The organism is Mixta mediterraneensis (assembly GCF_014946725.1).
GTDB classification, from domain to species: Bacteria; Pseudomonadota; Gammaproteobacteria; order Enterobacterales; family Enterobacteriaceae; genus Pantoea; species Pantoea mediterraneensis.
Window position 1 is genome coordinate 67,028 of sequence record NZ_JACFXY010000002.1, and the last position, 26,624, is coordinate 93,651.

General features: G+C 51.7%; 27 protein-coding genes, 1 pseudogene and 1 other annotated feature. Of the genes and pseudogenes, 16 read left to right on the forward strand and 12 right to left on the reverse strand.

What is annotated here, in order from left to right:
* The first annotated feature begins 197 nt into the window (after positions 1 to 197).
* The 8 genes from H2P46_RS04445 (at position 198) to spy (ending at position 10,065) form a co-directional block, all read left to right on the forward strand.
* Positions 198 to 1,661 carry a YchO/YchP family invasin gene (locus H2P46_RS04445; RefSeq protein ID WP_193404011.1) on the forward strand — a complete coding sequence of 488 codons (1,464 nt, stop codon included), beginning with the start codon at positions 198 to 200 and terminating at the stop codon, positions 1,659 to 1,661.
* A 100-nt stretch (positions 1,662 to 1,761) separates the two neighbouring features.
* On the forward strand, positions 1,762 to 2,667 hold the full coding sequence (locus H2P46_RS04450; protein ID WP_193404012.1) for a bestrophin family protein: 906 nt from the start codon (positions 1,762 to 1,764) through the stop codon (positions 2,665 to 2,667).
* A 547-nt stretch (positions 2,668 to 3,214) separates the two neighbouring features.
* Positions 3,215 to 4,435 carry an aspartate aminotransferase family protein gene (locus H2P46_RS04455; protein WP_193404013.1) on the forward strand — a complete coding sequence of 407 codons (1,221 nt, stop codon included), beginning with the start codon at positions 3,215 to 3,217 and terminating at the stop codon, positions 4,433 to 4,435.
* On the forward strand, positions 4,432 to 5,463 hold the full coding sequence (gene astA / locus H2P46_RS04460; RefSeq protein WP_193404014.1) for an arginine N-succinyltransferase: 1,032 nt from the start codon (positions 4,432 to 4,434) through the stop codon (positions 5,461 to 5,463). Before H2P46_RS04455 ends, astA begins: the two co-directional genes overlap by 4 nt.
* On the forward strand, positions 5,460 to 6,923 hold the full coding sequence (astD, locus tag H2P46_RS04465) for a succinylglutamate-semialdehyde dehydrogenase (protein WP_193404015.1): 1,464 nt from the start codon (positions 5,460 to 5,462) through the stop codon (positions 6,921 to 6,923). Before astA ends, astD begins: the two co-directional genes overlap by 4 nt.
* The gene (astB, locus tag H2P46_RS04470) at positions 6,920 to 8,248 is read left to right on the forward strand and encodes an N-succinylarginine dihydrolase (protein ID WP_193404016.1); all 1,329 of its coding nucleotides are present in this window, start codon (positions 6,920 to 6,922) and stop codon (positions 8,246 to 8,248) included. Before astD ends, astB begins: the two co-directional genes overlap by 4 nt.
* Positions 8,249 to 8,298: 50 nt before the next feature.
* Positions 8,299 to 9,294: a succinylglutamate desuccinylase gene (gene astE / locus H2P46_RS04475; protein ID WP_193404017.1), complete on the forward strand. Its 996-nt coding sequence runs from the start codon at positions 8,299 to 8,301 to the stop codon at positions 9,292 to 9,294.
* Positions 9,295 to 9,576: 282 nt separating this feature from the next.
* Positions 9,577 to 10,065, forward strand: a complete 489-nt coding sequence (gene spy / locus H2P46_RS04480; protein ID WP_193404018.1) for an ATP-independent periplasmic protein-refolding chaperone Spy — start codon at positions 9,577 to 9,579, stop codon at positions 10,063 to 10,065.
* Positions 10,066 to 10,149: 84 nt separating this feature from the next.
* On the opposite strand, the gene cho is transcribed toward spy, so the two are convergent.
* From cho to H2P46_RS04500, 4 genes are all read right to left on the reverse strand, one after another.
* The gene (gene cho, locus H2P46_RS04485) at positions 10,150 to 11,010 is read right to left on the reverse strand and encodes an excinuclease Cho (RefSeq protein WP_193404019.1); all 861 of its coding nucleotides are present in this window, start codon (positions 11,008 to 11,010) and stop codon (positions 10,150 to 10,152) included.
* Between the two features lie 216 nt (positions 11,011 to 11,226).
* Entirely contained in the window at positions 11,227 to 12,051 is an 825-nt protein-coding gene (nadE, locus tag H2P46_RS04490; protein WP_193404020.1) for an ammonia-dependent NAD(+) synthetase, read from the reverse strand.
* Positions 12,052 to 12,169: 118 nt separating this feature from the next.
* The gene (locus tag H2P46_RS04495; protein ID WP_193404021.1) at positions 12,170 to 13,372 is read right to left on the reverse strand and encodes a multidrug effflux MFS transporter; all 1,203 of its coding nucleotides are present in this window, start codon (positions 13,370 to 13,372) and stop codon (positions 12,170 to 12,172) included.
* The gene (locus tag H2P46_RS04500; protein WP_193404022.1) at positions 13,369 to 13,956 is read right to left on the reverse strand and encodes a TetR/AcrR family transcriptional regulator; all 588 of its coding nucleotides are present in this window, start codon (positions 13,954 to 13,956) and stop codon (positions 13,369 to 13,371) included. Before H2P46_RS04500 ends, H2P46_RS04495 begins: the two co-directional genes overlap by 4 nt.
* A 190-nt stretch (positions 13,957 to 14,146) precedes the next feature.
* Here H2P46_RS04500 and osmE point away from each other — a divergent pair, with 190 nt between their 5' ends.
* Positions 14,147 to 14,482, forward strand: a complete 336-nt coding sequence (gene osmE / locus H2P46_RS04505; RefSeq protein ID WP_193404023.1) for an osmotically-inducible lipoprotein OsmE — start codon at positions 14,147 to 14,149, stop codon at positions 14,480 to 14,482.
* 62 nt (positions 14,483 to 14,544) lie between these two features.
* Here osmE and H2P46_RS04510 read toward each other — a convergent pair whose 3' ends face one another.
* The 6 genes and pseudogenes from H2P46_RS04510 to hxpB all read right to left on the reverse strand — a co-directional run bounded on the left by H2P46_RS04510 (position 14,545) and on the right by hxpB (position 19,851).
* Complete coding sequence (locus H2P46_RS04510; protein WP_193404024.1) at positions 14,545 to 14,931, reverse strand: DUF6515 family protein; 387 nt, start codon at positions 14,929 to 14,931, stop codon at positions 14,545 to 14,547.
* Between the two features lie 197 nt (positions 14,932 to 15,128).
* Positions 15,129 to 16,512, reverse strand: a pseudogene (locus H2P46_RS04515) (L-cystine transporter).
* A 152-nt stretch (positions 16,513 to 16,664) separates the two neighbouring features.
* The gene (locus tag H2P46_RS04520) at positions 16,665 to 17,255 is read right to left on the reverse strand and encodes a metal-dependent hydrolase (protein WP_193404025.1); all 591 of its coding nucleotides are present in this window, start codon (positions 17,253 to 17,255) and stop codon (positions 16,665 to 16,667) included.
* Positions 17,256 to 17,391: 136 nt separating this feature from the next.
* Positions 17,392 to 18,153 carry a 2-dehydro-3-deoxy-D-gluconate 5-dehydrogenase KduD gene (kduD, locus tag H2P46_RS04525; protein ID WP_193404026.1) on the reverse strand — a complete coding sequence of 254 codons (762 nt, stop codon included), beginning with the start codon at positions 18,151 to 18,153 and terminating at the stop codon, positions 17,392 to 17,394.
* A gap of 16 nt (positions 18,154 to 18,169) precedes the next feature.
* Positions 18,170 to 19,006, reverse strand: coding sequence for a 5-dehydro-4-deoxy-D-glucuronate isomerase (gene kduI / locus H2P46_RS04530; RefSeq protein ID WP_193404027.1), 837 nt, complete (start codon positions 19,004 to 19,006; stop codon positions 18,170 to 18,172).
* Between the two features lie 176 nt (positions 19,007 to 19,182).
* Positions 19,183 to 19,851, reverse strand: a complete 669-nt coding sequence (hxpB, locus tag H2P46_RS04535) for a hexitol phosphatase HxpB (RefSeq protein ID WP_193404028.1) — start codon at positions 19,849 to 19,851, stop codon at positions 19,183 to 19,185.
* Positions 19,852 to 20,005: 154 nt separating this feature from the next.
* On the opposite strand from hxpB, the gene H2P46_RS04540 reads away from it, so the two are divergent.
* Positions 20,006 to 20,542 (forward strand): YniB family protein, encoded by a 537-nt coding sequence (locus H2P46_RS04540; RefSeq protein ID WP_193404029.1) that lies wholly within the window; start codon positions 20,006 to 20,008, stop codon positions 20,540 to 20,542.
* 4 nt (positions 20,543 to 20,546) lie between these two features.
* Here the strand turns inward: H2P46_RS04540 and H2P46_RS04545 are convergent, their stop codons facing one another.
* Positions 20,547 to 21,440, reverse strand: a complete 894-nt coding sequence (locus H2P46_RS04545; RefSeq protein ID WP_193404030.1) for a fructosamine kinase family protein — start codon at positions 21,438 to 21,440, stop codon at positions 20,547 to 20,549.
* Between the two features lie 86 nt (positions 21,441 to 21,526).
* Positions 21,527 to 21,835, reverse strand: a complete 309-nt coding sequence (gene ghoS / locus H2P46_RS04550) for a type V toxin-antitoxin system endoribonuclease antitoxin GhoS (protein ID WP_193404359.1) — start codon at positions 21,833 to 21,835, stop codon at positions 21,527 to 21,529.
* 349 nt (positions 21,836 to 22,184) lie between these two features.
* Between ghoS and H2P46_RS04555 the strand changes: the two genes are divergently transcribed.
* The 6 genes from H2P46_RS04555 (at position 22,185) to pheM (ending at position 26,533) form a co-directional block, all read left to right on the forward strand.
* Positions 22,185 to 22,946, forward strand: coding sequence for a DUF481 domain-containing protein (locus H2P46_RS04555; RefSeq protein WP_193404031.1), 762 nt, complete (start codon positions 22,185 to 22,187; stop codon positions 22,944 to 22,946).
* Positions 22,947 to 23,190: 244 nt separating this feature from the next.
* Positions 23,191 to 25,119, forward strand: coding sequence for a threonine--tRNA ligase (gene thrS / locus H2P46_RS04560; RefSeq protein WP_193404032.1), 1,929 nt, complete (start codon positions 23,191 to 23,193; stop codon positions 25,117 to 25,119).
* Between the two features lie 3 nt (positions 25,120 to 25,122).
* On the forward strand, positions 25,123 to 25,674 hold the full coding sequence (gene infC, locus H2P46_RS04565; RefSeq protein ID WP_193404360.1) for a translation initiation factor IF-3: 552 nt from the start codon (positions 25,123 to 25,125) through the stop codon (positions 25,672 to 25,674).
* 100 nt (positions 25,675 to 25,774) lie between these two features.
* The gene (gene rpmI, locus H2P46_RS04570; RefSeq protein WP_004157374.1) at positions 25,775 to 25,972 is read left to right on the forward strand and encodes a 50S ribosomal protein L35; all 198 of its coding nucleotides are present in this window, start codon (positions 25,775 to 25,777) and stop codon (positions 25,970 to 25,972) included.
* Between the two features lie 39 nt (positions 25,973 to 26,011).
* Positions 26,012 to 26,368, forward strand: coding sequence for a 50S ribosomal protein L20 (rplT, locus tag H2P46_RS04575; RefSeq protein WP_193404033.1), 357 nt, complete (start codon positions 26,012 to 26,014; stop codon positions 26,366 to 26,368).
* Positions 26,369 to 26,483: 115 nt separating this feature from the next.
* Positions 26,484 to 26,609, forward strand: a sequence feature (Phe leader region).
* The gene (pheM, locus tag H2P46_RS04580; RefSeq protein WP_106120997.1) at positions 26,489 to 26,533 is read left to right on the forward strand and encodes a pheST operon leader peptide PheM; all 45 of its coding nucleotides are present in this window, start codon (positions 26,489 to 26,491) and stop codon (positions 26,531 to 26,533) included. It overlaps the preceding feature by 45 nt.
* Positions 26,610 to 26,624 lie beyond the last annotated feature (15 nt).

Consider the following 26,624-nt stretch of genomic DNA (forward strand, 5'->3'; position numbering starts at 1 on the left):
TTAATATTTTCCTGATCGCCATCGCTTATCATCTAACATCAGGGTTTGCTCAGCCGCAAACCCTCTTCCCCGCAGTTCTTCAGAATGCTCTCACACAGGCACAAAAATCGGGACGCGTCCTGCATGATCATCACAATATGTTAAGGTAATCGTTATTGGTTTTGTAAATCTTCCTGGCAGAGACTCACTTATTGCCTATGACTTTTGCTTTATTGAATCGGAAATCGTTGGCTTTCTCGCTAGTGGCTTTAGCCATCGTCTGCGCTGCGTCTGTTGCTGCGCAACAAAGCGAACCCAGCGTGTCGGCTACGCCGTTTGACGATCCTACACGCTTTCGTCAGTCACTCGATAACCTGCCTTCGTTGGGGAATGATAATGAAAGCGGCGAGTGGAGCAAGAAACTGGCAGAGGTTGCAAAAAGCATTGGCGAAGCCAGCAAAAACAGCGATAGCGATGCCTCATTTAGCCAGCAGGCGGGAATCTGGGCATTCAATCACCTGCGTGACGAAGTTGCCGAGCGGGTTGAAAATAAAGGGCAATCACTGTTGTCACCTTATGGCAACGCATCGCTGGATTTGATGGTGGATATGGACGGTAATTTTACCGGCACCGGCGGCGATCTGTTTAGCACCTTAGCAGACGAACGCAACTCGCTTACCTTCAGTCAGGTTGGCTTACACGATACGTCCGACGGTCTGGTAGGGAATGCGGGGCTGGGCCAGCGCTGGGAGACCGGGCACTGGCTGCTTGGTTACAACACTTTTGTTGATCGCACCTTCAGTAGCGGTTTACAACGAGCCTCAGTGGGCACCGAAGCGTGGAGCGATAATCTCCGTCTGTCGGCTAACTATTACCATCCGCTTTCCGGCTGGAAAAACTTTGGTGATACGCAACATCAGCGTATGGCGCGCGGATATGACGTAACCAGCCAAAGTTATCTGCCCTTTTACCGTCAGCTAGGCATGTCATTAAGCTGGGAGCAATACCTTGGCGAAGACGTTGATCTGTTCAACAGTGGCAACCGTTATCACAATCCTTCGGCAATGACCTTTGGCGTTTCCTATACGCCGGTGCCGCTGGTGACATTCTCTGCAACGCATAAAACCAGCAGTGCGGGCGAAAGCCAGGATCAGCTCGGACTGAAACTGAACTACCGTTTTGGCGTTGCGCTGCGTAAACAGCTGGACGCCAGTAATGTGGCAGTTGCACACTCGCTGCGGGGCAGCCGTTACGACAGGGTGACGCGTAGCGATACGCCGGTTTTATCTTTCCGCCAGCGCAAGACATTATCTGTGTTTCTTGCGACACCGCCGTGGCAATTAAACGGCGGTGAAAGTTTGCCGCTGAAGTTACAAATACGCGCCAGTAATGCCATTAAAGCGGTAAGCTGGCAGGGCGACACGCAGGCATTAAGCCTGACGCCGCCCGCTAATAATAACAATCCACAGGGCTGGAGCGTCATCCTTCCACCATGGGACAATTCTCCTGGCGCGACCAATGAATATCATTTGTCGGTAACGCTGGAAGATGCTAAGCAGCAACGCGTCACTTCAAACTGGATCACCCTGAAATTGCAGCCGCCGATGACGTTAAGCGAGCACGCCGATGAGCGTTATGATTTGATGGCACCCGATGAAAAATCTGCCGGTTTAAATCTTTAAGAAGGTGCGCAGAAAATTGTGACAATTGTCACAATTTTCTGGTGGAAAGTTTTTAAGGAAACTCGCAGAATCGGCGAAAATTCCTGTTCACCTGCACACTATGATTCTTCGTCCGCAACGCCACTGGTTCATTCGTTTGTTCGCCTGGCACGGCTCTGTGCTGCCTGATATTCTGTTTCGCTTATCACTCAATTTAATGATGTCCTTAATCGCACTGGCATCGTTAGGTTGGTATGAAACACTGGGGATTAAGCTGACGCTTGCGCCGTTTAGCCTGCTCGGCGTTTCTATCGCTGTCTTTCTCGGTTTTCGCAACAGCGTATGTTTTGCTCGCTTTAGTGAAGCCAGACAATTTTTAGGATCGTTGCTGATCGCCTGCCGCACGATTCAACGCCAGGTGATGGCGGTGTGTCCGGCGGATGTACCACGTGTACAAACGCTGCTACTGGCCTTTTGTGCCAGTCTTAAACATCAATTACGCCGCACCGATGCACGTGAAGATCTGACGCGTTTGTTAGGTGAGGAGGCCGGGTGGGTACTGAGCCGACATTCGCCCGCGAATGTGTTGCAATTACAGCTGTCCCATTGGCTGGCGGAACAGTGTCGCCAAGGGAAAATCAGTGATTTGGTGTGGGGCAATATTGATAACAACCTCAACCAGCTTGCCGCAGTATTAGGCGGCTGTGAACGCCTTGCCAGTATGCCGGTGCCGTTTGCTTATGGCCTGCTGCTGCATCGTACCGTCTACCTTTTCTGCTCATTACTGCCGTTTGCACTGGCTCCGGATCTGCATGCGATAACGCCGCTGGTTTCGGTATTTATCGCCTATACCTTCTTGTCGCTGGATACGCTGGCAGAAGAACTGGAAATGCCGTTCGGTTATGAGAATAACCATCTGCCCATGGATGCGATCTGCACCAATATTGAAATCAACTTACGTGAAATGGCCGGTGAGCATGACCTACCGCAGCCAATGAGACCGGATAAATATTATCGTTTGACGTGATATTTCCGTTGCGCCAGACGTAAAGGCAAACTGTTTTCACGCCGCCTTCACTGACTGCTTTTTATTTACGACTGCAATACTAAAACTCCCTCAAGAAAAGCCCGGCGAGATAAGCCGGGCCATCAGGTAAGCCGGATTAAATTTTCTGCCTGCCTTTTATTTCTTTCTTTTTATTCCTTTCTTCGGCTCGTGTGGGTTAATTGCACCGGCAAGATGCAAGCCGCCCGATAAAAGCGCAATACACGCGCATTTTTGGACAAACAATTTACTGGCGATCACAAAAGCGCTATTTCATAGCGTAATTGCATAATTCCGCTATTTAATCCTCGCCGTAAGCACTCCGTTAAGATTGTTATTCACTAAATATTCATTTTAAGTGAATGAGGTGTTATCGTAACTCCTTGATATTCCATAAATCAAACCGTTTTATGCATTTTTGTCCTTGGCTGGCACGCTATCTGCAATCTAGAGTAGAGCTGCGTTAACCCGGACTTTAACAATTTTAAAACAAACGCTTTACCCGCCAGGGAAAGCAGGAGAGATGGTTATGTCACTGCAAGTTTCACGTCACGATTTCGATCAATGGATGATGCCTGTCTATGCTCCCGCTGCTTTTGTGCCGGTCCGTGCCGAAGGTTCCACCGTTTGGGACCAGAATGGAAAAGACTATATCGATTTTGCGGGAGGCATTGCCGTTAATGCTTTAGGACATGCGCATCCGGCGTTGCAACAGGCGCTGCAAGAACAGGCTGCTCGCTTGTGGCATACCGGCAATGGCTACACCAATGAACCTATTCTCCGTCTGGCGAAACAGCTGATTGATGCCACCTTTGCCGACCGCGTATTTTTTTGTAACTCGGGCGCGGAAGCAAACGAAGCTGCGTTAAAACTGGCGCGTAAAGTGGCGCACGATCGCTTTGGTGCGGAAAAAAGTGGCATCGTCGCCTTCAACAATGCGTTTCATGGACGTACGCTGTTTACCGTCTCTGCCGGTGGGCAACCCGCCTACTCCAGAGATTTCACGCCACTACCACCGGACATTCAACACGCTGCATTTAACGATCTTGACGCGGCTGCGGCGTTAATTAATGACAATACCTGTGCGGTAATCGTTGAGCCGATTCAGGGTGAAGGTGGCGTGATGCCCGCTGACCCGGCTTTTCTGCGCGGCTTGCGTGAACACTGTGATAAACATCAGGCACTGCTGATTTTTGATGAAGTGCAGAGTGGCGTAGGACGTACCGGATCGCTGTATGCCTACATGCACTACGGCGTCACGCCAGATGTACTGACCAGCGCCAAAGCGCTCGGCGGCGGCTTCCCGATTGGCGCCATGTTAACGCGTGAAGATCTGGCCTTAGTGATGGGCGTCGGCACTCATGGAACCACTTATGGTGGTAATCCGCTGGCAGGGGCAGTGGCGGGAAAAGTTGTGGAGCTGATCAACCAGGCTGACATGATGGCAGGGGTTGCCCAGCGACATGCGTGGATTGTTGAAGCGCTGGAGGAGATCAATCAGCAGTTGCAGCTGTTTAAACAGATACGTGGGCTTGGCCTGTTGATCGGGGCCGTACTCAGCGATGAGTTTGCCGGAAAAGCCAAACAGATCAACCTCGCTGCGGCCGAGCTGGGCGTAATGGTATTAATTGCTGGCGCCAGTGTGGTGCGTTTTACCCCGGCGCTAAATATCAGCGAACAGGAGCTCAAAACGGGGATGGCGCGCTTTGCTGAGGCTTGCGGCTCCTTTGTGCGAGGAACGTCATCATGATGGTGATCCGCCCGGTTGAACGTGATGATCTCAGCCAGCTAATGGTGTTGGCGGGGAAAACGGGAGGGGGTCTAACCTCACTGCCTGTTGACAGTGCCACCCTGCATGCGCGCATTGAGCGTTCGTTGCAAACCTGGGAGGGGACGCTACCGCAGGCCGAGCAGGGCTATGTTTTTGTCCTGGCCGACGATAAAGACAACCGGGCAGTGGGTATTTGCGCCATCGAAGTCGCGGTAGGCCTGCAGGATCCCTGGTACAACTTCCGCGTTGGCACCCATGTGCATGCTTCGAAAGAGCTCAACGTCTATGCGGCGTTGCCCACGCTGTATTTAAGTAACGATCACACCGGCAGTAGCGAACTCTGTACGCTGTTTCTCGATCCCGATTATCGTGATGGCAAAAATGGTTATCTGCTGTCGAAATCGCGCTTTCTGTTTATGGCGAATTTCCGCGAATGCTTTACGGATCGCGTGGTAGCAGAAATGCGCGGCGTCAGCGATGAAAACGGCTATTCACCTTTTTGGGACAGCGTCGGCAGCCGCTTCTTCTCGATGGACTTTAGTAAGGCCGATTTCCTCAGCGGCACCGGGCAGAAAGCCTTTATTGCCGAGCTGATGCCAAAGCACCCTTTATATATACATTACCTCACGCCTGAAGCGCAGGCGGTGATTGGTCAGGTACACCCTAAAACAGCCCCGGCGCGCGCTGTTCTGGAAGCGGAAGGGTTCCGCTATCTCAACTATGTCGATATTTTCGATGGCGGCCCGACGCTGGAGTGCGAAATCGACCGCATTCGTGCAGTACGGAAAAGCCGCTTGCGTACGGCGGAAAAAGGACAGGCTAATGCGGATGCGCCACTCTGCCTGGTCGCTAACACCGATTATCGTCAGTTTCGCGTGGCGCTTTTGCCTGTCGATAGCCAGCGCGACAGCGTGCAGTTAACCGATGAACAGATGCAGGCATTGAAATGTCAGCCGGGCGACAGCCTGCGCGTGGTGACATTGTGCCGTGAGGAGAAAAAAGCATGACGCAGATGATTAATGGACAATGGTTGACGGGCGGTGCGGAGACAATCACTAAACAGGATCCGGTCAGCGGGGAGACGCTGTGGCAAGGGCAGGCAGCCTCAGCGACACAGGTCGCTAACGCATGTGAAGCCGCGCGAGCGGCGTTTCCGGCGTGGGCAGCGTTACCTTTTGCTGAGCGTCAGGCCAGGGTTGAGAAATTTGCGGCCCAGCTGACCGCGAATAAAGTTGATCTGGCCGAAACTATCGCGCGCGAAACCGGTAAACCGCGCTGGGAAGCGTTGACCGAAGTGGGCGCGATGATTAACAAAATCGCTATCTCTGTCAAAGCCTACCACGCGCGCACAGGTGAACAGACAGACGGCGAAAGTTCACTGCGTCATCGTCCACACGGCGTACTGGCGGTATTCGGGCCTTACAATTTTCCCGGCCATTTGCCGAATGGCCATATCGTACCGGCGCTGTTAGCAGGAAACTGCGTCGTATTTAAACCCAGCGAACTGACGCCGCTGACGGCCGAGAAAACCGTGCATTTATGGCTGGCCGCCGGTTTGCCCGCAGGCGTGCTGGCGCTGGTGCAGGGCGGGCGTGAAACCGGGCAGGCGCTGGCTGCAGATCAGCAGATAGATGGCTTATTATTCACCGGCAGCGCGCATACCGGCTATCAGCTGCATCGCCAGTTTGGCGGCCAGCCTGAAAAAATGCTGGCGCTGGAAATGGGCGGCAACAACGCCCTAATCGTTGAAGACCCGGCAGATATTGATGCAGCGGTGCATATAGCGCTGCAATCGGCCTTTATTACCGCCGGGCAGCGCTGCACCTGTGCGCGTCGCCTGTTGGTGAAGCGTGGTGTAGCGGGTGACGCCTTCTTGCAGCGATTAGTCGAAGTCAGCGCCCGCCTGCAACCGGCTGCGTGGAATGCGGAACCGCAACCCTTTATGGGCAGCGTTATTTCCTGTAGCGCAGCGGAAAAAATTTTCCATGAATGGCAGCATCGCGTGACGGCGGGGGGCAACGTGCTGCTGGAAATGCGCTGGCCCGATCGCCAGAGCGCGTTATTAACGCCTGGCATTATTGATCTGACGGCGGTCAAAAACCTGGCGGATGAAGAGGTGTTTGGGCCGCTGCTCGGTGTGATTCGCTATGATAATTATGACGAAGCGATTCGGCTGGCAAACCAGACGCGCTACGGCTTGTCGTGTGGATTGATCTCACCGTCGCGCGCTCATTTCGATCGGCTGCTGCTGGAAGCACGTGCCGGCATTGTAAACTGGAATAAACCGTTAACCGGGGCGGCCAGTACGGCACCGTTTGGCGGTATTGGCGCATCCGGGAATCATCGCGCCAGCGCCTGGTATGCGGCTGATTATTGCGCATGGCCAATGGCGTCACTGGAAACGACAGAGCTGACACTGCCTGCATCTTTATCGCCGGGGCTGGATTTCTCGGAGGCAGCCAAATGAAAGCATTAGAAGCTAACTTTGACGGGCTGGTGGGCCTGACCCATCATTACGCTGGCTTGTCGTTTGGTAACGTGGCCTCGACACGTAATCAATTGCAGCCTTCGAACCCGCGCCTGGCGGCTAAACAGGGTCTGCTGAAAATGAAAGCGCTGGCCGATATGGGGTTTGTGCAGGGAGTGATGCCGCCACATGAGCGCCCTAGTCTGCATGTTTTGCGCCAGCTTGGCTTTAGCGGGAGCGACGAACAGGTGCTGGCTAAAGCGGCACACACCGCGCCAGGTTTGTTGTCATCTGCCAGTTCTGCTTCAGCGATGTGGGTGGCCAATGCCGCCACGGTTTCGCCTTCTGTCGACAGCGACGATCGCCGGGTGCATTTCACCGTTGCCAATCTCAATAACAAGTTTCATCGCGCCATTGAGGCACCGGAAACCGCCCAGCTTTTAGGGGCTATCTTTCGCGATCCGCAGCACTTCTGCGTGCATAACGCGCTGCCGCAGGTGGCGATGTTGGGTGACGAAGGGGCCGCTAACCATAATCGTTTTGCTGGTAAGTATGGCGAACCGGGCGTGCAGATGTTTGTTTATGGCCGTGAAGCCCGTCACGATGGCAGCGCGCCGCAGCGGTATCCTGCCCGGCAAACACGTGAAGCCAGTGAAGCAGTGGCGCGCCTGCATCAGCTTTCACCTGAGAACGTGATCTTTGCGCAGCAGAATCCGGCGGTTATCGATCAGGGCGTATTTCATAACGATGTCATCGCCGTCAGCAACCGGCAGGTTCTGTTCTGCCATCAACACGCATTTGTTAACCAGGCCGCGCTGCTGGCGCAGCTGAAACAGCGCGTACCGGGTTTTATTGCCATCGAAGTCCCTGAAAACCGGGTTAGCGTCCAGGAGGCGGTAAATACGTATCTGTTTAACAGTCAGCTACTGAGCCGATCTGACGACAGCATGATGCTGATTTTGCCTGAAGAGTCCCGACAACACGCGGGCGTATGGGATTTTCTTTGCGAGGAAGTTGAAAAAGGCGGGCCGCTGCGCGAGCTTAAGGTATTTGACCTGCGTGAAAGCATGGCGAATGGCGGCGGCCCGGCCTGTTTACGTTTGCGGGTGGTCTTGACGCCGGAGGAGCAAAGCGCGGTCAATCCGGCGGTATTAATGAATGATCGCCTGTTCGCCGCACTGAATAACTGGGTTGATCGTTATTATCGCGATCGCCTCACGCAAGCCGATTTGGCCGACCCGCAACTGCTGCGTGAAGGGCGTGAAGCGCTGGATACCTTAACCCGGCTGCTAGACTTAGGAAATGTGTATGCATTTCAGCAGTAAAAGCCAGCCAGCTGCGGGCTGCCTTTTATTTCATGCGAAAAGGAGGAGCGATGCAGGATTTTTTGCAGCAGACGCTGTCTGGTAGCGCGCCGCGAAAGCGCAAGGGTGAAACTGACTTCCTTTGCTGGCAGTGGCTGGATCACGGCATTCTGTTGATGGAGCCAAAAGAAAAAGCGCGTCGCGCGCTGGTGCTGTCGGCGGGGATCCACGGCAACGAAACCGCGCCGGTCGAAATGGTTAATCGCCTGCTGTTGCCGTTACTCAGGGGAGAAAAGCCGTTACAGCAACGGTTGCTGGTGATTTTAGGCAATCCGGTTGCGTTAAAAACCGGTAAGCGATATCTGCGTTACGACATCAACCGGCTGTTTGGCGGACGCTGGCAGCAGATCGTTGATGGTGATGAAGCGCATCGCGTATTGCGGCTTGAACAGGCGGTAGAAACGTTCTGGCAGGCTTGCGAAACGGAGGAGACACGCTGGCATTTGGATCTGCATACCGCGATTCGCGGGTCGTATCATGCGCGCTTTGGATTGATGCCGTATACTGAGCGGCCATGGCCGCCAGAGTTTATGCACTGGCTGGCCGCAGCTGGGATGGAGGCGTTGGTGTTTCATCGTGCGCCAGGCGGCACTTTTACCCATTTTAGCTGCGAACACTTTGCGGCTGCCAGCTGTACGCTGGAGCTGGGCAAAGCCAGGCCATTTGGCAAAAACGATTTATCACAATTCGCTGCCGCTGAGCAGGCACTGGCCGGGTTGTTGTACGGTGAGGCTGTATCCGCTTCAGCATCACAGCCAAAACATTATCGTGTCACCCAGCAAATTACTCGCCAGAGTGAAGATTTTGTCCTGCACATGGGCAGTGACACGCTGAATTTTACCGCATTTCCGCAAGGGACTTTACTGGCAGAAGATAGTGACACACGTTATTACGTGCAACAGGCGCGAGAATATGTGTTATTCCCGAATCCTGATGTCGCGCTGGGGTTGCGTGCAGGTTTAATGCTGATTGAAGAAAGCGAACAAACTCAGGCCCTGCCGCTTTAAATAATCATGTTTTTCTCATAAAACAGCGGAAGTTTCCCTTCCGCTTTCCTACCAGAACCCTTACACTCCTCCATGATTTCTACCGATTCTTCTGTAAATTCATACTGTTTTGCAATTCCTCACGTAATTCTTCGCATTCTCTTCATGATTGCCGGTTTTCTGTCTTTTATGCTTTCACGGCTTTACTCAGGCTCTGAGTAGTTGACGTTCAGCATCGTATGCTTGTTTCCGAAGACGCGACAGAGCGCTGTCGTCATCAAACTGAATTATAAGGACACTATTATGCGTAAACTGACTTCCCTTTTACTGGCTTCCTCGCTGGCGTTTGGTGCAGCCAGCGCTGTCCACGCTGCGGCTGACAATCTGACGCCACCGCCAGCCGGTAGCGAAAAGCCGATGCATAAGCCGCCGATGCACCCTGGTATGCATATGATGTTCAGAGGTCTGAATCTGACCGATGCGCAGAAAACGCAAATGCGTGACATCATGAAAGAGAGCCGCAAAGAAATGAAACGTCCGTCGCTGGAAGAGCGCCGCGCCAATCATGCCATTATTGCCTCTGACAGCTTCGATAAAGCCAAAGCGAAAGCGCAGGCAGAAAAAATGACCGCAAATGCGAAAGAGAATGCGGTCGCGATGATGGAAACCCAGAACAAACTGTATAACGTACTGACGCCTGAGCAGAAAAAACAGTACAACGCCAATTTCGAGAAGCATTTGACCGATAAAGGCCCACACGCCGGTAAAATGCCGCCACCGCCAGCAGAGTAATTGGCGCTAAAGCAAGACGTTGAGACCGCCGACGTTGTCCACCGCATTTATGTTGTGGGCAGCGTCGGCGGTTTCGTTCAGGCTTTATAACGGATGGATAGGATAATGACCGGAAAGCACCGGCCGACAAAGAATTTTATAGCCATCATGGTCAAAGCCATCGGGTGCGCGCTTTAATTGCTTCGCCTCTTCAAGGGTATTGACCGATCCAAGATAGAACCAGTGATCAATGACGTGGATTTGCGTCATGGTTTCGCCTTTTTCCACTAACCCCACCGCGCCTTGCCACGGCCAGCAAAATATCCGCACATGTTCTAACGCCGTCAGCAGGCGATCCTGATGATCGCTGAGCGGTTCTTTACCACAGCAGGCGCCGGCACATTTACGCAATGCCGAACGGAAACAGCCGCGTTGTGGGCTAAGGGCTTCCAGTCCTAACAATCCGTGACATAGCTGATACTCATCGGCAAGTTGTTTAAGCCTTTCCAGCGCGGCAAAACGGCTGCGATAAAGACCAAACAGGTTGGGCGACTGGGTAAAATCAAGTTCGCGCGCATAAACCCCCTGCGGTTTGCCCTCGGTGATTTGCAGGGAGCAGAGTTGGCGGTTTTTACGTAAACGCTTATTGAACAGCGGCTGCTGTATTTTTATCATCTGAGCTTCAAGCAGCAGCGCGCCAAGGTCCCCCGCTGTTGGGATCCATGTCACCCGCCGCGACTGGCGCAGCATTTTGGCTTCATCTGGCGTGCGAAAATGGGACATAACGCGCGATCGTAAATTAACGCTTTTGCCGATATAGAGCGGTAAGGTGTCACTTTCGCCATGAAAGGTATACACACCAGGCACGTTGGGCAGATCTTCCAGCCATTCACGCAGGTGTTCGGGATATTGATAAATAGCAGCCGCGTCAAATTCGAGGCGGTGCGTTGCTGCACGTCGTACCAAGATGGACTCCATTTACTGGTTGTCCATACAGCATAACAGGGTGGTGAAATGTGCGCCAGCGGCTTGATCTCCCTGCATCGCCAGCCAGCAGCCTGTCGATTCCGGCAGACTCATCATGATTGCCGTTAAACCAGTCAGCGGGCATGGGCAAGCGGGAGGGCGTTAAGCAATCCCAGGCTGGATTCTCCCTGCACAAAAAGCGAGGGAGAATAAGGTTTATTTCCAGAAATCGTCGAATACGGTGATGGGAGGACGGCGTTTATGCTCAGTTTTCAGATACCAGCCTTCGATAATACGGGCGGTTTCTGGCGCAACCGTTTTGCCTTCAAGGTAATCATCAATCATTTCGTACGTGACGCCGAGTGCGACTTCATCCTGCAAGCCTGGACGATCATCTTCCAGATCGGCGGTGGGATGCTTCAGATAAAGATGCTCAGGGCAGCCCAGCGCTTTCAGCAGCGCTTTGCCCTGACGTTTGTTGAGGCGGAAAAGGGGATTGATGTCAGTGCCGCCATCGCCGTACTTCGTAAAGAAGCCAGTAACCGCCTCCGCAGCATGATCGGTTCCAACCACCACGCCTTTAGCCATTCCGGCGATGCTGTATTGTGCTTTCATGCGTTCACGGGCTTTTTCATTACCGCGGATAAAGTCTGAAAGCGTAATACCCGCTTCTCTCAGGGCACGTTCACTGGCTAAAACCGCCTCTTTAATATTCACCACCAATGAACGATCAGGTTTGATGAATGCCAGCGCATCCTGACAATCCTGCTCATCAGACTGAACGCCAAAAGGCAAACGTACCGCGATAAAGGCGTAATCGTTATCACCGGTTTCTTCGCGCAATTCGCTGATAGCCAGCTGCGACAGTTTACCCGCCAGAGTCGAATCCTGGCCGCCACTGATGCCGAGTACCAGACTTTTTATGCCGGGATAGCGCTTCAGATAGAACTTTAAAAAATCAATGCTGGTGCGAATTTCTTGTTGAGCGTCAATGGTTGGCTGAACGCCAAGGGCTTCAATGATTTCCTGCTGCTGTGACATGAACATCTCCTCAAGTCAGTAGCCTGTCGGCACGATGCAAACGGTGTATTAAAGCTAACGTGCATAACCGAAAACAACAAGCTAAAGCGGCTGCTGTTTTCGGTTAACCATTGCTAAATCAGGCAGTTTTTACCTTTGGCTCAGGTTTTTTAGCCAGCAGTATGAATAGCACGATAGCCGACATAAAGCAGCCAAAGATAGTCGCCGTCATGCTTAGCACCGATGTGCCACCGATCCCGGTGATCGGTACTGCAATCGCTCCAAGGCTAAACATGGTGACGCCAATCACCGCCGAGGCGCTACCTGCGCGGTGGCCCTGACTTTGCATAGCCAGTGAAGACGCGGTGGTTGCAATGACGCCATTACTGGCGATGGTAAAGAACAGTGCCAGCAGCAGCAACGGTAGCGGTGCGGCGGTCAGCGCTGCCAGCAGCAGCATACTGGAGGCGACAAACGCCAGCGTCAGACCGCTTTTCAGCACCCGATATTCGCCCCATAAAGGGCAAAGACGGGCGCTGGTTTGTGACGCGATAACCAGGCCGATGCCGTTGGTGGCAAAATAAAAGCTGAATGCCTGGGGCGATAAACCGTAAACCTGCTGCAAGACGAAAGGTGAAGCGCCAATATAGGCAAACATCCCAGACATCATAAAGCCCTGCGTCAGGCAGAAGCCCATAAATGGTCGATGGGTGATCACTTGCCCTAACGCAGCATAAGCTGAGAACAGCGATCCTTTACTGCGACGATCTTCCGCTAACGTTTCGTGCAGTTTCCAGCGAGCAAGAAAAATCAACAATACGGCGATGCAGCCCAGCACCACGAAAATGCCACGCCAGTTCAGCATCGTCATTAATACGCCACCCAACACCGGAGCCGCTATCGGGGCTAAACCATTAACCAGCATCAGCAGGGCAAAGAAGCGAGTAAGTTCATGACCGCTGTACATGTCGCGTGCCACTGCACGTGACAGTACCGCGCCGCCTGCACCCGCTAAGCCCTCAAACAGACGTGCCAGCAGCAGTTGGTTAATATTCTGGGCCAGCGCACAACCGATTGAGGCGATGAGTAACAGTACCAGCGATAACATGAGCGGGCGAATACGGCCAAACTTGTCACTCATCGGACCGAACAAAAGTTGCCCGGCGCCCAGTCCCAGTAATCCTGTGGTCAGGCTGAGCTGTGCAGTGGACGTTTCCGTGTTTAAATCCTGAGCCAGCTGTGGCAAAGCGGGTAAGTAAAGATCGATACAAAGCGGCCCAAGCGCCGCCAGTAATCCCAGCGTGATGGCATAGACCAGCCGGTTAGAATGTGCAGGTGTCATTTATCCTCTGAATGTTTAATGATGTGATGGATCAATTGTTGATAAAGGGTCTGAAGTGAGATCGCTGAAGCTTTCTGCGGCGTCAGTCGACGAAATGCGGTGCCTTCAACCAGCACTGCCAGCACCTCAACGCAGGCGGTAATGTGCTCATCGCTGAGATGGGGATAGTTCAGGCGCATTTTGCGGCAGGCATTGCTGAAAATATGGGCATCGGCGGCTTGTAAAATGTCGGCCACGCGTGGGTTGCGACTGGCTTCTGCGGCTACTTCCAGCATCAGCATTTCATCATCCTCGCTCAGCGTTTCTCGCCAGGCGAGCATGGCGGCAATGTGTTGCGCGTCAACGTGGTCGCTCATTGCGGCAACCCGGTTGTCGACAATACGTTTTACCATCTCTTCTATCAGCGCATCTTTGCTGGGAAAGTAGCGATAGATCTGGCCTACGCTGAGGTTTGCGCGGCTTGCCAGCTGTCCCATGCTGGCGGCGTGAAAACCGTACTGGCGAAAGCATTGTCGTGCCGCCATGATAATTTCATCCTGACGGGTACGATGGCGCTCCTCGCGGGTGTCGCGCTGTTGGTTCATGCCAGCTCCAGATAATAGTTTTGAGAGTGCTTATTCTCGCTGGCGATTATACGGATGCTATACCGGTAAATCAGCTTTCTTTACTAAAACCTGACGCTTCAGAATTCACTTAAAGTTCGGCATTAACTTGATAAATCTGGATTTATGCTCCAGGCTTTTTCCACATGGACAATAAATGAGGAACAACAAGATGAATAAAGTTATGGGATGTATCGCTGCGGCGCTGACGCTGGCTGCTCTGTCTGGTTGTACGACTTACGATCGCGCTGAAAGCTACGTGACTAAGCCGGTAGTGAAGGACGTTAAAAAAGGGATGACGCGCGATCAGGTTCGCCAGATTGCGGGAACCCCGTCGACTGAAATTACCATGGTTCACGCACGTGGTACATGTCAGACCTATGTTCTGGGCGAGCGCAACGGTAAACCGCAGACCTATTTCGTGAGCTATAACGATACCGGTCGCGTAATGAACTACGGTTTCCAGAGCTGTGCAGATTACGATACCGATCCGCAAGCCAGTCAGTAAATCGCAGACAGAATAAAATAATGAACGGCCCGTCAATGACGGGCCGTTTTTCGTTGGATAAGTTACAACCCAGCAGGACGAGGGACTTCGACATAATCGCCATTGATCTCTCGCTGGTAGTAATGTCCTGCCTGTACATAAAAACGTTTGCCGTTGAAATCAAGCACACGCATGGCGCTGCCTGACGGTTCTGCTGGCGGCTCAACCACCACGTAGTTATCCCCCTGACGTTGGTAATAACTGCCGTTCAGCAGGTAATACGTCAGGCCACCGATCAACACGGCGGTAGCCGCGTCGGGCAGAAAACCCAGCCGGCCAGGCCCGCCCCAGTGCGGTCCAGGTCCACCCCGGTGTGGTCCCGGACCGGGGCCCCATCCATCGGCATGGGCAAAAGCAAAAGCGGGCGATAACAGGGTTAACGCCAGCATCGAGGCGATAACTTTTTTCATGAGCATTCTCCTGGAAAGACTGGATGCAGGATTCTCCTTTTAGCGGGTAAAGACAAGCGTAAAAAGGGCGTTTTTTCGCCTCTTTACCATGCTTAACGTTTTCTTAACGGAGACGCCATGAAGGCAGGGAATTGTGGAGAGGTTACGCTGGAAAAAAGCAACCAACCTGGCGCAAAAACGCCAGGTTGCAGGGGAAATTAACGATGCGCCAGTTCAACGTGTTCGTCGCTTTCCAGACGTTTTTTGTCGGTTAAACCTAACCAACGGCTGGTCAGTGAACCGGCGGTCATTGAGCCATTAACGTTCAGAGCAGTGCGGCCCATATCAATCAGGGGTTCGATGGAAATCAACAGGGCAACCAGCGTAACCGGCAGGCCCATTGCAGGCAGTACAATTAGCGCGGCAAAAGTTGCACCGCCCCCGACGCCCGCCACGCCTGCAGAGCTTAGCGTAACGATACCGACCAGCGTTGCAATCCACAGCGGATCAAAGGGATTGATGCCAACCGTAGGCGCAACCATCACGGCCAGCATGGCTGGATAAAGTCCGGCACAACCATTTTGGCCGATAGTCGCACCAAACGAAGCTGAGAAGCTGGCAATGGATTCCGGCACGCCCAGACGACGGGTTTGTGTCTCGACACTTAAAGGAATACTGGCTGCGCTGGAGCGACTGGTAAAAGCAAACGTTATCACCGGCCAGACCTTCTGGAAGTAGCGCAGCGGATTGATCCCATTGACCGACAGTAGCAGCGCGTGCACGGCAAACATGATTCCCAGTCCAAGGTAAGAGGCCACCACGAAACTGCCTAGTTTGATGATGTCCTGCAGGTTTGAACCGGCCACCACTTTAGTCATCAATGCCAGCACACCATAAGGCGTCAGCTTCATGATCAGACGCACCAGTTTCTTCACCCAGAATTGCAGCGTCTCAATCGCCACAAGTACGCGCTGACCCTTTATTTCATCGTCTTTCAACAGTTGCAGCGCGGCAACGCCGAGGAAGGCGGCAAAAATTACGACACTGATGATTGAGGTCGGATGTCAGATCAGCAAACGGATTTTTCGGGATAAATGACAGCAGCAGCTGCGGCACGCTCAGGTCAGAGACTTTGCTGACGTAGTGACTTTGAAGGGCGCTGAGGCGGGCGGTTTCCTGTGCACCCTGGACTAATCCTTCAGCGCTGAGACCAAACAGACCGGTAACAAACACACCAACCAGGGCCGCAATCGCGGTAGTAAACAGCAGTACGCCAAGGGTCAGCACGCTGATTTTACCTAAAGAAGAGGCATTATGCAGACGCGCCACCGCGCTGAGAATCGAGACAAATACCAACGGCATGACGATCATTTGCAGCAGTTGCACATAACCGTTGCCGACAATGTTAAACCAGTTCAGGGAGGTTTTTACCACCTCGCTGTTTTCACCATAAATGAGCTGCAATGCCAGGCCAAAAAGCACGCCGATGACTAAGCCAGACAGCACTTTTTTCGACAGGCTCCACTTTTCACGGCCAAGACGTGACAGCAGCACGAGTAGCACGACAAAGGTCACGATATTAAGGATAAGGGGAAGACCCATACTGAAACTCCAGGATAATGCTGCGCTAAGTGAGGTGACAGGCAGCATAATGTTAATCACGAATTAAGCGTGCCGTAATGGTAGCAGTAGGTTATGGTGCAGCCTTATACCCAAATGGAATGGCATATAACTTACTGGTTAAATTCGTTTGTTTAGTGTGCACTCTGGTCAGAGATAAGGCGGCTGACGCCGTTTTGTAGCGTATCAAACAGCTGGCTGGGCCAGCCATTTGCCCCAAAAGAAGGCAGGCCAACAGGAAACCACAGCGCGTAGCCGACTAAACCCAGACATAAGGCGCGCTCCAGTTGGTTACCTTTTTGGCTATTCAGGATGGGTAAGCGGAAGCGCCAGCGGCACGGCCACAATAATGGGACCCCGGCGGGTGTCAGCATATCGGCAACGATATGGCTGAGATAACCTAACGTCATACCTTGCAGCACATCAGCAGGCAGCGGCCAGTCTTTAGGAACATTGATCTGAAATAGCCACAGCGCCGCAGCGACTGCAAGCAGGCTATGTGTAAAGCCACGATGACCAAAGGCGCGCGCAATGGGCTGAGAAAGCCATCGCAAGCGCTGGCCCAATACGGATTTAGGATGATCGATGTCGGGCAGCAGGCAGGTTAATAACGTTGCCGGGACCAAATGCCACCAGTCTGCCTGCGCCATCACGGGTGTGAGTTCGGCACGTTTAGCGAAAATAGCGCTGGCAATGGCAAAAATGATATGGCCTTCGGCCGTCATGATAAAACCTGGCTGCAACAAACTGTCAATGCATCCAGTATAGGGATTTAACCAGTAAATGAGAACATGTGACGCTGTAACGAAGCATTAATTTTTTTAAAAGCGGCGGGCGATTGGATCTTGCCCGTCCTGAACGTTAGCGTGCCAGCCAGCCCCCGTCCACGGCAAGGGTATAGCCGTGGACGTAATCTGAAGCGGCAGAGGCGAGAAAAACAACGGGTCCCATCATGTCATCCGGGATGCCCCAGCGCCCGGCCGGAATGCGTGCCAGGATTTCTTCACGACGTGATTCATCGTTACGTAACTGTTCTGTGTTATTGGTGGCCATATAACCCGGCGCAATGGCGTTGACGTTGATGTTATGTCTGGCCCATTCATTTGCCATCAGACGCGTTAAACCCATCACCGCGCTTTTCGATGCCGTATAAGAGGGCACGCGAATTCCGCCCTGAAATGACAGCATTGAAGCAATATTGATGATCTTGCCGCCGTGACCTTGTGCGATAAACTGGCGAGCAACCTGCTGAGACAGAAAAAACAAACTTTTGCTGTTGACGTTCATCACATCGTCCCAGTCCTGCTCGCTGAAATTCAGCGCATCGTCATGGCGAATAATGCCAGCGTTATTGATCAGAATATCGATCTTACCGCAGGCGGCAACAGCCTGTTCGACCACCCGTGTCACCACTTCCGGGTGGGTAAGATCAGCCTGTAGCGAGCAGAACCGGTGGCCAAGCGCTTCCACTTTGCTTTGCGTGTCCGCAGGGTCAGTACGGTTAACCCCGATAATATCGCAACCAGCCTGTGCCAGTCCTAATGCCATCCCTTGCCCCAGGCCGGTATTACAGCCGGTGATCAGCACCACTTTGCCTTCCAGATTAAACGCATCCAGTACCATCTTGTTTCTCCTTCGCTTAGCGCAGCTCGCTGATGTTGAGAGGGTCCATATCATCAAAGACCTGATTTTCACCGACCATGCCCCAGATAAAGGTATAGCGTTGTGTGCCGACCCCAGCGTGAATGGACCAGTTGGGTGAAATCACCGCTTGCTCATTGTGAATCAGCAAATGACGTGTTTCCTGCGGTTGGCCCATCATATGAAAGACTGCAGCTTCATCAGGCATATCGAAATAGAAGTACACCTCCATGCGACGCTCGTGGGTATGGCACGGCATGGTGTTCCACAGGCTGCCCTCTTCCAGTTTGGTTAATCCCATCGTGAGCTGGCAGGTTGGCAGCACATCCGGGACAATAAATTTATTGATAGTGCGACGATTAGAGGTAGCTGCACTGCCTGTCGTGACGGAAGAGGCATCCTGCAACGTGATTTTTTTATCAGGAAAAGTGTGATGGGCGGGGGCGCTGTTGTAATAAAACTTAGCCGGTTGAGCAGGACTGGCGCTGCGGAAGGTGAGATGACGCGCGCCCTTGCCAATATATAACGCTTCTTCACTGCCGATTTCCCAGGTTTTGCCGTCTATATCGATCACACCAGGGCCGCCAATGTTGATCACACCGAGTTCGCGTCGTTCAAGAAGATAGCTCACGCCAAACTGTTTGCCGATTTCATCCCCAAAGGTCACCGAATGATTTACCGGCATCACGCCGCCGATAATGATGCGGTCAATATGGCTGTAGGTCAGCGTATACGTATCGGCTTCGAAAATTTTCTCAATCAGAAATTCGCGACGTAGTGCGGCGGTGTCCAGCTGTCTGGCGTGATCGCTGTGAATGCTTTGACGAACGTCCATCTCAGACCTCTCTGCAAAAGTTTTACGCGCCCCGACTGGGATGTCTTTGCGCATCTTAGGCAGAGTGATACCTGAATTCAATAAAAATGAAACATTGTTTTATTTATTTGTGGGGCAGGTCAATACTGTCACCAGGAAGGCATTAAAAACCCGCCTTTATTCAGGCGGGTGGAAAGTTAACCCTGCAGATGTGCCACGGTAAGCTGCGTCAGATCGTCGAGTCTGACGTTGGCTAACGACCAGCGCGGATCGTGACGGTATTCAGCGGCAGGCACCACAACAGAACGCATACGCGCCGCTTTGGTGGCAATCATGCCGTTGAATGAATCCTCAAGCGTTACGCAGTTAAGTGGATCGATGCCGAGCTTAGCAGCCGCATCAAGGTAAACCTGGGGATGCGGCTTGCTGTAAGGCAATGCTTCGGCAGAAACCAGCACCTCAAAATAGTGGCGCAGATTAAAAATTTCTAAAACGCGCTCAAGCATAAATAACGGAGAAGCAGAAACGAGGCCAGTCTTTAACCCTTGCTGCTGGCAAAGTTGCAGCGCGTTTTCAACGCCAGGCAGCAGCGGACGAGCTTCTTCAATCAATGACAGCGCACGCGTAATAATGCGATGGGTGACTTCCTGTTGGTCTGGGCCACGCCATGGCAGCGTTTCGTACCACATTCGCACTACCTGGTCGATGCGTAAACCCAGCGTGTCGGGCAGTTCGCTGCGGCGAGTCAGGTCTACATCAAGCGTAGAAAAAATATCCATTTCGGCCTGATCCCACAGCGGTTCAGAATCGATAATTAATCCATCCATATCAAACAAAGCGGCAAGAACAGGGCGGTGATATGGCATACAGCGTCTCCTTGTGAAGTTTGCGCTACCTTAGCATAAACGTTCGACGACGGCGTAGACGGCTCCTGACGGTCGCAGCCCGCTCATTTTTTGGGAAATTTTCGTATGCACAGGTAAACTTAGTGCACATTGGATTTTGGGTTCAGGAGATACCATGACCTATCAACAGGCTGGCCGCATCGCCATCCTTAAGCGTGTGGCTGGCTGGGTGATTTTTTTACTGGCGTTACTTTCAACGGTGATTTCTGTGCTGAGTTTTATGTTTAAGCACAGCGAAAAGCAGCCTGGCATTGATGCTGTAATGCTGGATTTTGTCCATGTGATGATCGATATGGTGCGCTTTAATACGCCGTTTCTGGGCTTCTTCTGGCACAACTCGCCGGTGCCAGAGTTTAATGGTCAGATGAATATCGGCTTTTGGCTTATCTATATTTTGATTTTCGTTGGGCTGGCGCTGGAAGCATCAGGCGCAAGAATGGCGCGCCAGGCACGCCATATTAAAGAAGGAATTGAAGATCAGATGATACTGGAGCAAACGAAAGGCAGCGAAGGGCGCTCACGTCAGCAACTTGAAGAGAAAGTACGTGTGCCGCGCCATACCATTTTTTTACAAATCTTCCCGCTGTATATTTTGCCCATAGTGATTGCGGTAGTCGGGTATTTTGTGCTGTCACTGCTGGGATTGGTTTAAGCACTCAGGCCGGTTTAGCCTGGCGCTGTGCCGCTTCATCTTCATCTAATAACTGGCCAATGGCGAATTGCGCTTCGCTAAGCCAGTTACCGCCAAAAACATTGGCGCGATTAAGTAAATAGTAGAGTTGATAAACCGGTTGCCGCTGGGAGAATCCATCCGGCAGCGGCCAGACAGTATGATACCCCTCAAAAATCTGGCGTGGCAGATGGTCAAACCAGTTCAGCATCGCTAAATCACATTCACGATCGCCCCAGTAACAGGCGGGATCAAAAATCCATGGGCCTTGCGCGCTGCCCGCGCAGTTTGTCGGCCAGAGATCGCCATGAAGGAGAGAAGGTTGCGGATGATGAGACGCCAGAACGCGCTGTACACAGGCGACAATCAAGTCAGTATCGCCATATTGAATACCCTTCTCAGCGGCGATTTGGAGCTGCCAGCCAATGCGTTGTTCAGCGAAGAAAACTGACCAGCGCCGGAGCCAGCTGTTTGGCTGCGGCGTCGTCGTAATATTGTTATCGAAGTCGATGCCAAATTGCGTCTGCTCGCTCCACTGGTGCAGACAGGCCAGCTGCTGGCCGAGCTGAAACGCGCTGTGCTCATTCAGAGGCTGTGGCGCGATATATTCCAGCAACAGAAAGCTGTCATTGCGATCATTGCCAACGCCGTAAACTTTAGGCACGCGAACTGTTTGCGTGCGTTCAAGCAGCGCTAGCTGATCGGCCTCCCAGGTAAATAGCGATAACATTTCCCGACTATTACATTTGACGAACACGTCATAATCGCCATAACGAATATGCCAGGCAGGATGAACGTCTCCACCGGGAAGTTCATGGCGTTGTGTGATTTCGGCGTTGCCTAACTGCTCGCTTAACAGACGACTAATGGCTGACCACATCGGGCTATCCTCTTTATTCGCTGCGTAAGAACGATTGTAACGCTTAAATATTCACCAAAACCAGTGCTGGTGCACGGCTTATCTGGTCAGACGGTTGAATTTTTATCTGGCGCACTACGCAAGAAATCTTCCAGCGTGGTAATTGTCACTTCTGGCTGCTGCCCCAGCACACTTTCGCCTGCGGCGGTGACTTGCTGTTGCAGTTCAGCCTCTTCAAGGGTAGTGATAATGCCAAAACTATTGGTACCCAGCTCATGAGAATGACCTTCATCATCGATTAGCGCGGTGGTAAAGCCCGCCGACGTCATGGCGCTGGTCAGTTCGAGAATGTCGCTTAGACCGGATTCCTGAAAATGGAACGTAGCAATATAACGGGTTAACGATTGCTTGCTCATCATTCACCTCTGCCTGGTTAGACTGTCCTCAGCGTAGACTACGATAAAAAAATGGGCGAATTATTAAGGAGATGAGAAGACGATTTTTTAATTATCTACGCAAAGCGACGTAAGACGACAAAGACAGGATAAGATATTTCTCCTGTTTATTGGCCTGTGTCTACGGTAATTTCCCCGGATAATGCGCCGCGTGAATAAGAAAGTTCCCATAATTCAATAATTACCAACTGAGTACAGGCGCTTTTATGGCGTTAATATTTTTTTACAAAACTTACCGTAAATAGCATTGATTGCTCAAGGAAACGCTGCAAAATCTTCGTTTTTTAAACTGTCGCACGGATCACACTTAATGAAAGCCTTCAACAAGCTGTCTGCTGTTCTTTTACTCTCTGCCGGCGCATTTTGTCATCAGGCATTGGCCGATAATGCCGTTTTTACATCTATGGATGATCCTTCTACGGCTAAAAAACCGTTTGAAGGTTCTGCTTCTGCGGGGTATCTCGCTCAGACCGGTAATACCACCAGCGCATCGTTGACTGCTCAAACCAACATGACGTGGTATCAAAGTTCCATGGCTTACAGCTTGTGGGGCAACGCGGCAAATACATCATCTAACGATGAACGCTCTTCAGAGACTTATAACATTGGCGCGCGTACCCGCTATAACTTGAGTAACTACGATTACCTGTTTGGGCAGGCTAGCTGGTTAAGCGACCGCTTTAACGGTTATGATTCACGCGACGTATTAACCGCCGGTTACGGACGCCAACTGTTAAATGGCCCGGTACATTCTCTGCGTGCTGAATTCGGTCCGGGTGTCCGTTACGATGATTTCCAGGGCGGTGGGCATGAAACCAAAGCGCTGGGTTACGGCGCAATTAGCTATCAGTGGCAGCTGACGGATACCACTAAATTCGTGCAGGGCGTTTCTGTATTGAGCAGCTTTGGTGAAGATACGACGCTGAACTCAGAAACCGGTTTACAGGTTGCAATCAACGATCACTTCGCGCTGAAACTGGCTTACAACGTGACCTGGAATAACAATCCTCCAGAGTCTGCGCCAGATCGCACCGACACTAAAACCTCCGTTATGCTGACTTACGCAATGTAAGCATATTTCTGTTACCCCGGTTAAAGCAGCCTGGCATGATGTCAGGCTGTTTTTTTTGTTCTCTCCGGTGGTTAGGTGAAAGTGCATGGGTTTTGCTTGTTGTGTAAAACTGCTATTATTTGCGCCGCACTGCAATCTGGCGTCATTCCGACAATGTGGGTCTGACATTACGCCAGGTAATTAACTTTACTCAATGTTGCATGTAGGCTTTCGTGTGGCTTACCACTGCAATTAAGGATATGAAATGCCTGTAATTACGCTTCCTGACGGCAGCCAGCGTGTTTTTGATCGCCCTGTCAGTGTGATGGATATTGCGCTGGACATTGGCCCAGGCTTAGCCAAAGCCTGTATCGCTGGACGGGTAAATGGTGAGCTGGTGGATGCGGTTGATCCCATCAATGAAGATGCCTCCGTTGCCATCATTACCGCGAAAGACGAAGCCGGTCTGGAAATTATCCGTCACTCCTGCGCGCACCTGTTAGGTCATGCGATCAAGCAGTTGTGGCCAGACACCAAAATGGCGATTGGCCCGGTGATTGATAACGGCTTCTATTATGATGTCGATATTGATCGCACCCTGACCCAGGAAGATATTGACCTGCTGGAAAAACGCATGCATCAGTTGGCAGAGTCCAATTACGATGTCGTGAAGAAAAAAGTCAGCTGGCAGGAAGCGCGCGACGTGTTCGCTGCGCGTGGTGAAGTCTATAAAACCACCATACTTGATGAAAATATCAGCCATGACGACCGTCCAGGCTTGTATCATCATGAAGAATACATTGACATGTGCCGCGGTCCGCACGTGCCAAACATGCGTTTCTGCCACCATTTTAAATTGCAGAAGATTTCCGGCGCCTACTGGCGCGGTGACAGCAATAATAAAATGCTGCAGCGTATTTATGGCACCGCATGGGCAGATAAGAAGCAGCTTGCTGCCTATCTGCTACGTCTGGAAGAGGCAGCAAAACGCGATCATCGTAAGATTGGTAAGCAGCTTGATCTCTACCATATGCAAGAAGAAGCGCCAGGAATGGTGTTTTGGCATAACGACGGCTGGACGATCTTCCGTGAGCTGGAAGTGTTTGTTCGCAGCAAACTGAAAGAATATCAGTATCAAGAAGTTAAAGGTCCGTTTATGATGGACCGCGTGCTGTGGGAAAAAACCGGGCACTGGGAAAACTATAAAGAAGCGATGTTCACCACCTCATCTGAGAATCGTGAATACTGTATCAAGCCGATGAACTGCCCAGGTCACGTGCAGATCTTTAATCAGGGTTTGAAATCGTACCGCGACCTGCCGTTGCGTATGGCAGAGTTTGGTAGTTGCCATCGCAACGAACCATCAGGTGCGCTGCATGGCTTAATGCGTGTACGTGGTTTTACCCAGGATGATGCCCACGTTTTCTGTACAGAAGAGCAGGTGCGTGACGAAGTAAACAGCTGTATCCGCATGGTTTATGACATGTACAGCACCTTCGGCTTTGAAAAGATCGTGGTGAAATTGTCCACCCGTCCAGAAAAACGCATTGGCACCGACAAGATGTGGGATCGTGCTGAAGAAGATCTGGCTGCCGCGCTGAATGAGAACAATATTGAATTCGAATTCCAGCTTGGCGAAGGCGCTTTTTATGGTCCGAAAATTGAATTTACCTTGTACGATTGTCTCGACCGTGCCTGGCAGTGCGGGACAGTTCAGCTAGACTTTTCGCTGCCGAAGCGTTTAGATGCCACTTATGTTGGTGAAAACAACGATCGCCAGACGCCTGTGATGATTCACCGTGCGATTCTTGGGTCGATGGAGCGCTTTATCGGCATCCTGACCGAAGAATTTGCCGGTTTCTTCCCGAGCTGGTTAGCTCCGGTACAGGCTGTGGTAATGAATATTACCGACGGGCAGGCAGAATATGTTGAGTCTTTGACACGTAAATTGCAGAATGCAGGCATTCGTGTGAAAGCAGACTTGAGAAACGAGAAGATAGGCTTTAAAATCCGCGAGCACACATTACGTCGCGTCCCTTATATGTTGGTCTGTGGTGATAAAGAGGTGGAAGCTGGCAAAGTGGCCGTTCGCACCCGCCGTGGTAAAGACCTGGGGTCGATGGATGTCGATGTGTTTGTTGAGAAGCTGCAACAAGAGATTCGCAGCCGAAATCTTCACCAATTGGAGGAATAAGGTATTAAAGGCGGAAAACGAGTACAACCGACGCGTCCAAATCGAATCAACAGTGAAATCCGCGCGACCGAAGTGCGCTTAACCGGCATTGACGGCGAGCAGATTGGTATTGTCAGTCTACGCGAGGCTTTGGAAAAAGCTGAGGAATCGGGCGTTGATTTAGTAGAAATAAGCCCGAACGCCGAACCGCCGGTTTGCCGTATTATGGATTACGGCAAGTTCCTCTATGAGAAAAGCAAATCTTCTAAGGAACAGAAGAAAAAGCAAAAAGTTATTCAGGTTAAGGAAATTAAATTCCGTCCTGGAACCGATGATGGCGACTATCAGGTCAAACTACGCAACCTGATTCGCTTTCTGGAAGAAGGCGATAAAGCCAAAATCACGCTGCGTTTCCGCGGTCGTGAGATGGCGCACCAGCAGATTGGTATGGAAGTGCTTAACCGCGTCCGTAAGGATCTGTGTGAAGATCTGGATTTGGCCATTGTCGAATCCTTCCCTTCGAAGATCGAAGGCCGCCAGATGATCATGGTGCTCGCTCCTAAGAAGAAACAGTAGGCTTTCAAGTAACATCAACCGCGCAGCGTTCGCGCTGTGCGGATGTTTGTTCGCCTGTCTGGGTCATGTTATCAACAATGCGAAGTGGATATTTTTTAAAATGCCAAAGATTAAAACTGTACGTGGCGCGGCTAAGCGCTTCAAGAAGACCGCTTCTGGCGGCTTCAAGCGTAAACACGCAAACCTGCGTCATATTCTGACCAAAAAATCTACTAAGCGTAAACGTCATCTGCGCCCTAAAGGCATGGTGTCTAAAGGCGATCTGGGTCTGGTTATTGCCTGCCTGCCATACGCATAAGTCCATTTTTTAAACAGAATATAGAACAGGAGAGCTCACATGGCTCGCGTTAAACGTGGTGTAGTTGCTCGCGCACGTCACAAAAAAATCTTAAAACAAGCTAAAGGCTATTACGGTGCACGTTCACGTGTTTACCGCGTTGCCTTCCAGGCTGTTATCAAAGCTGGTCAGTATGCTTACCGTGACCGTCGTCAACGTAAGCGTCAGTTCCGTCAGCTGTGGATCGCTCGTATCAACGCAGCGGCGCGTCAGAACGGTCTGTCTTACAGCCGTTTCATCAATGGTCTGAAAAAAGCAGCCATTGAAATTGACCGTAAAATCCTGGCCGACATCGCTGTATTCGACAAAGTGGCATTCACTGCACTGGTTGAAAAAGCGAAATCAGCGCTGGCGTAAGTCAGATGAAAAAGGGAGCTTGCTCCCTTTTTTATTATCTATAACTTACGCAAATGATTGACTTTTTCAGCGCCGCGCATTTCAATAGTGCCTTAAATTAATGACAAGGTAACCGCAAGCATGAATGCTGCTATTTTCCGTTTCTTTTTTTACTTTAGCGCCTGACATTCAGGGGCTTTTGCGCATAAGAAAAGAAACGAAAAATCGCGCCGAAAGCTTCCCTCGTGGAGGCTTTTTTGTTTCTGGCGATAGTATA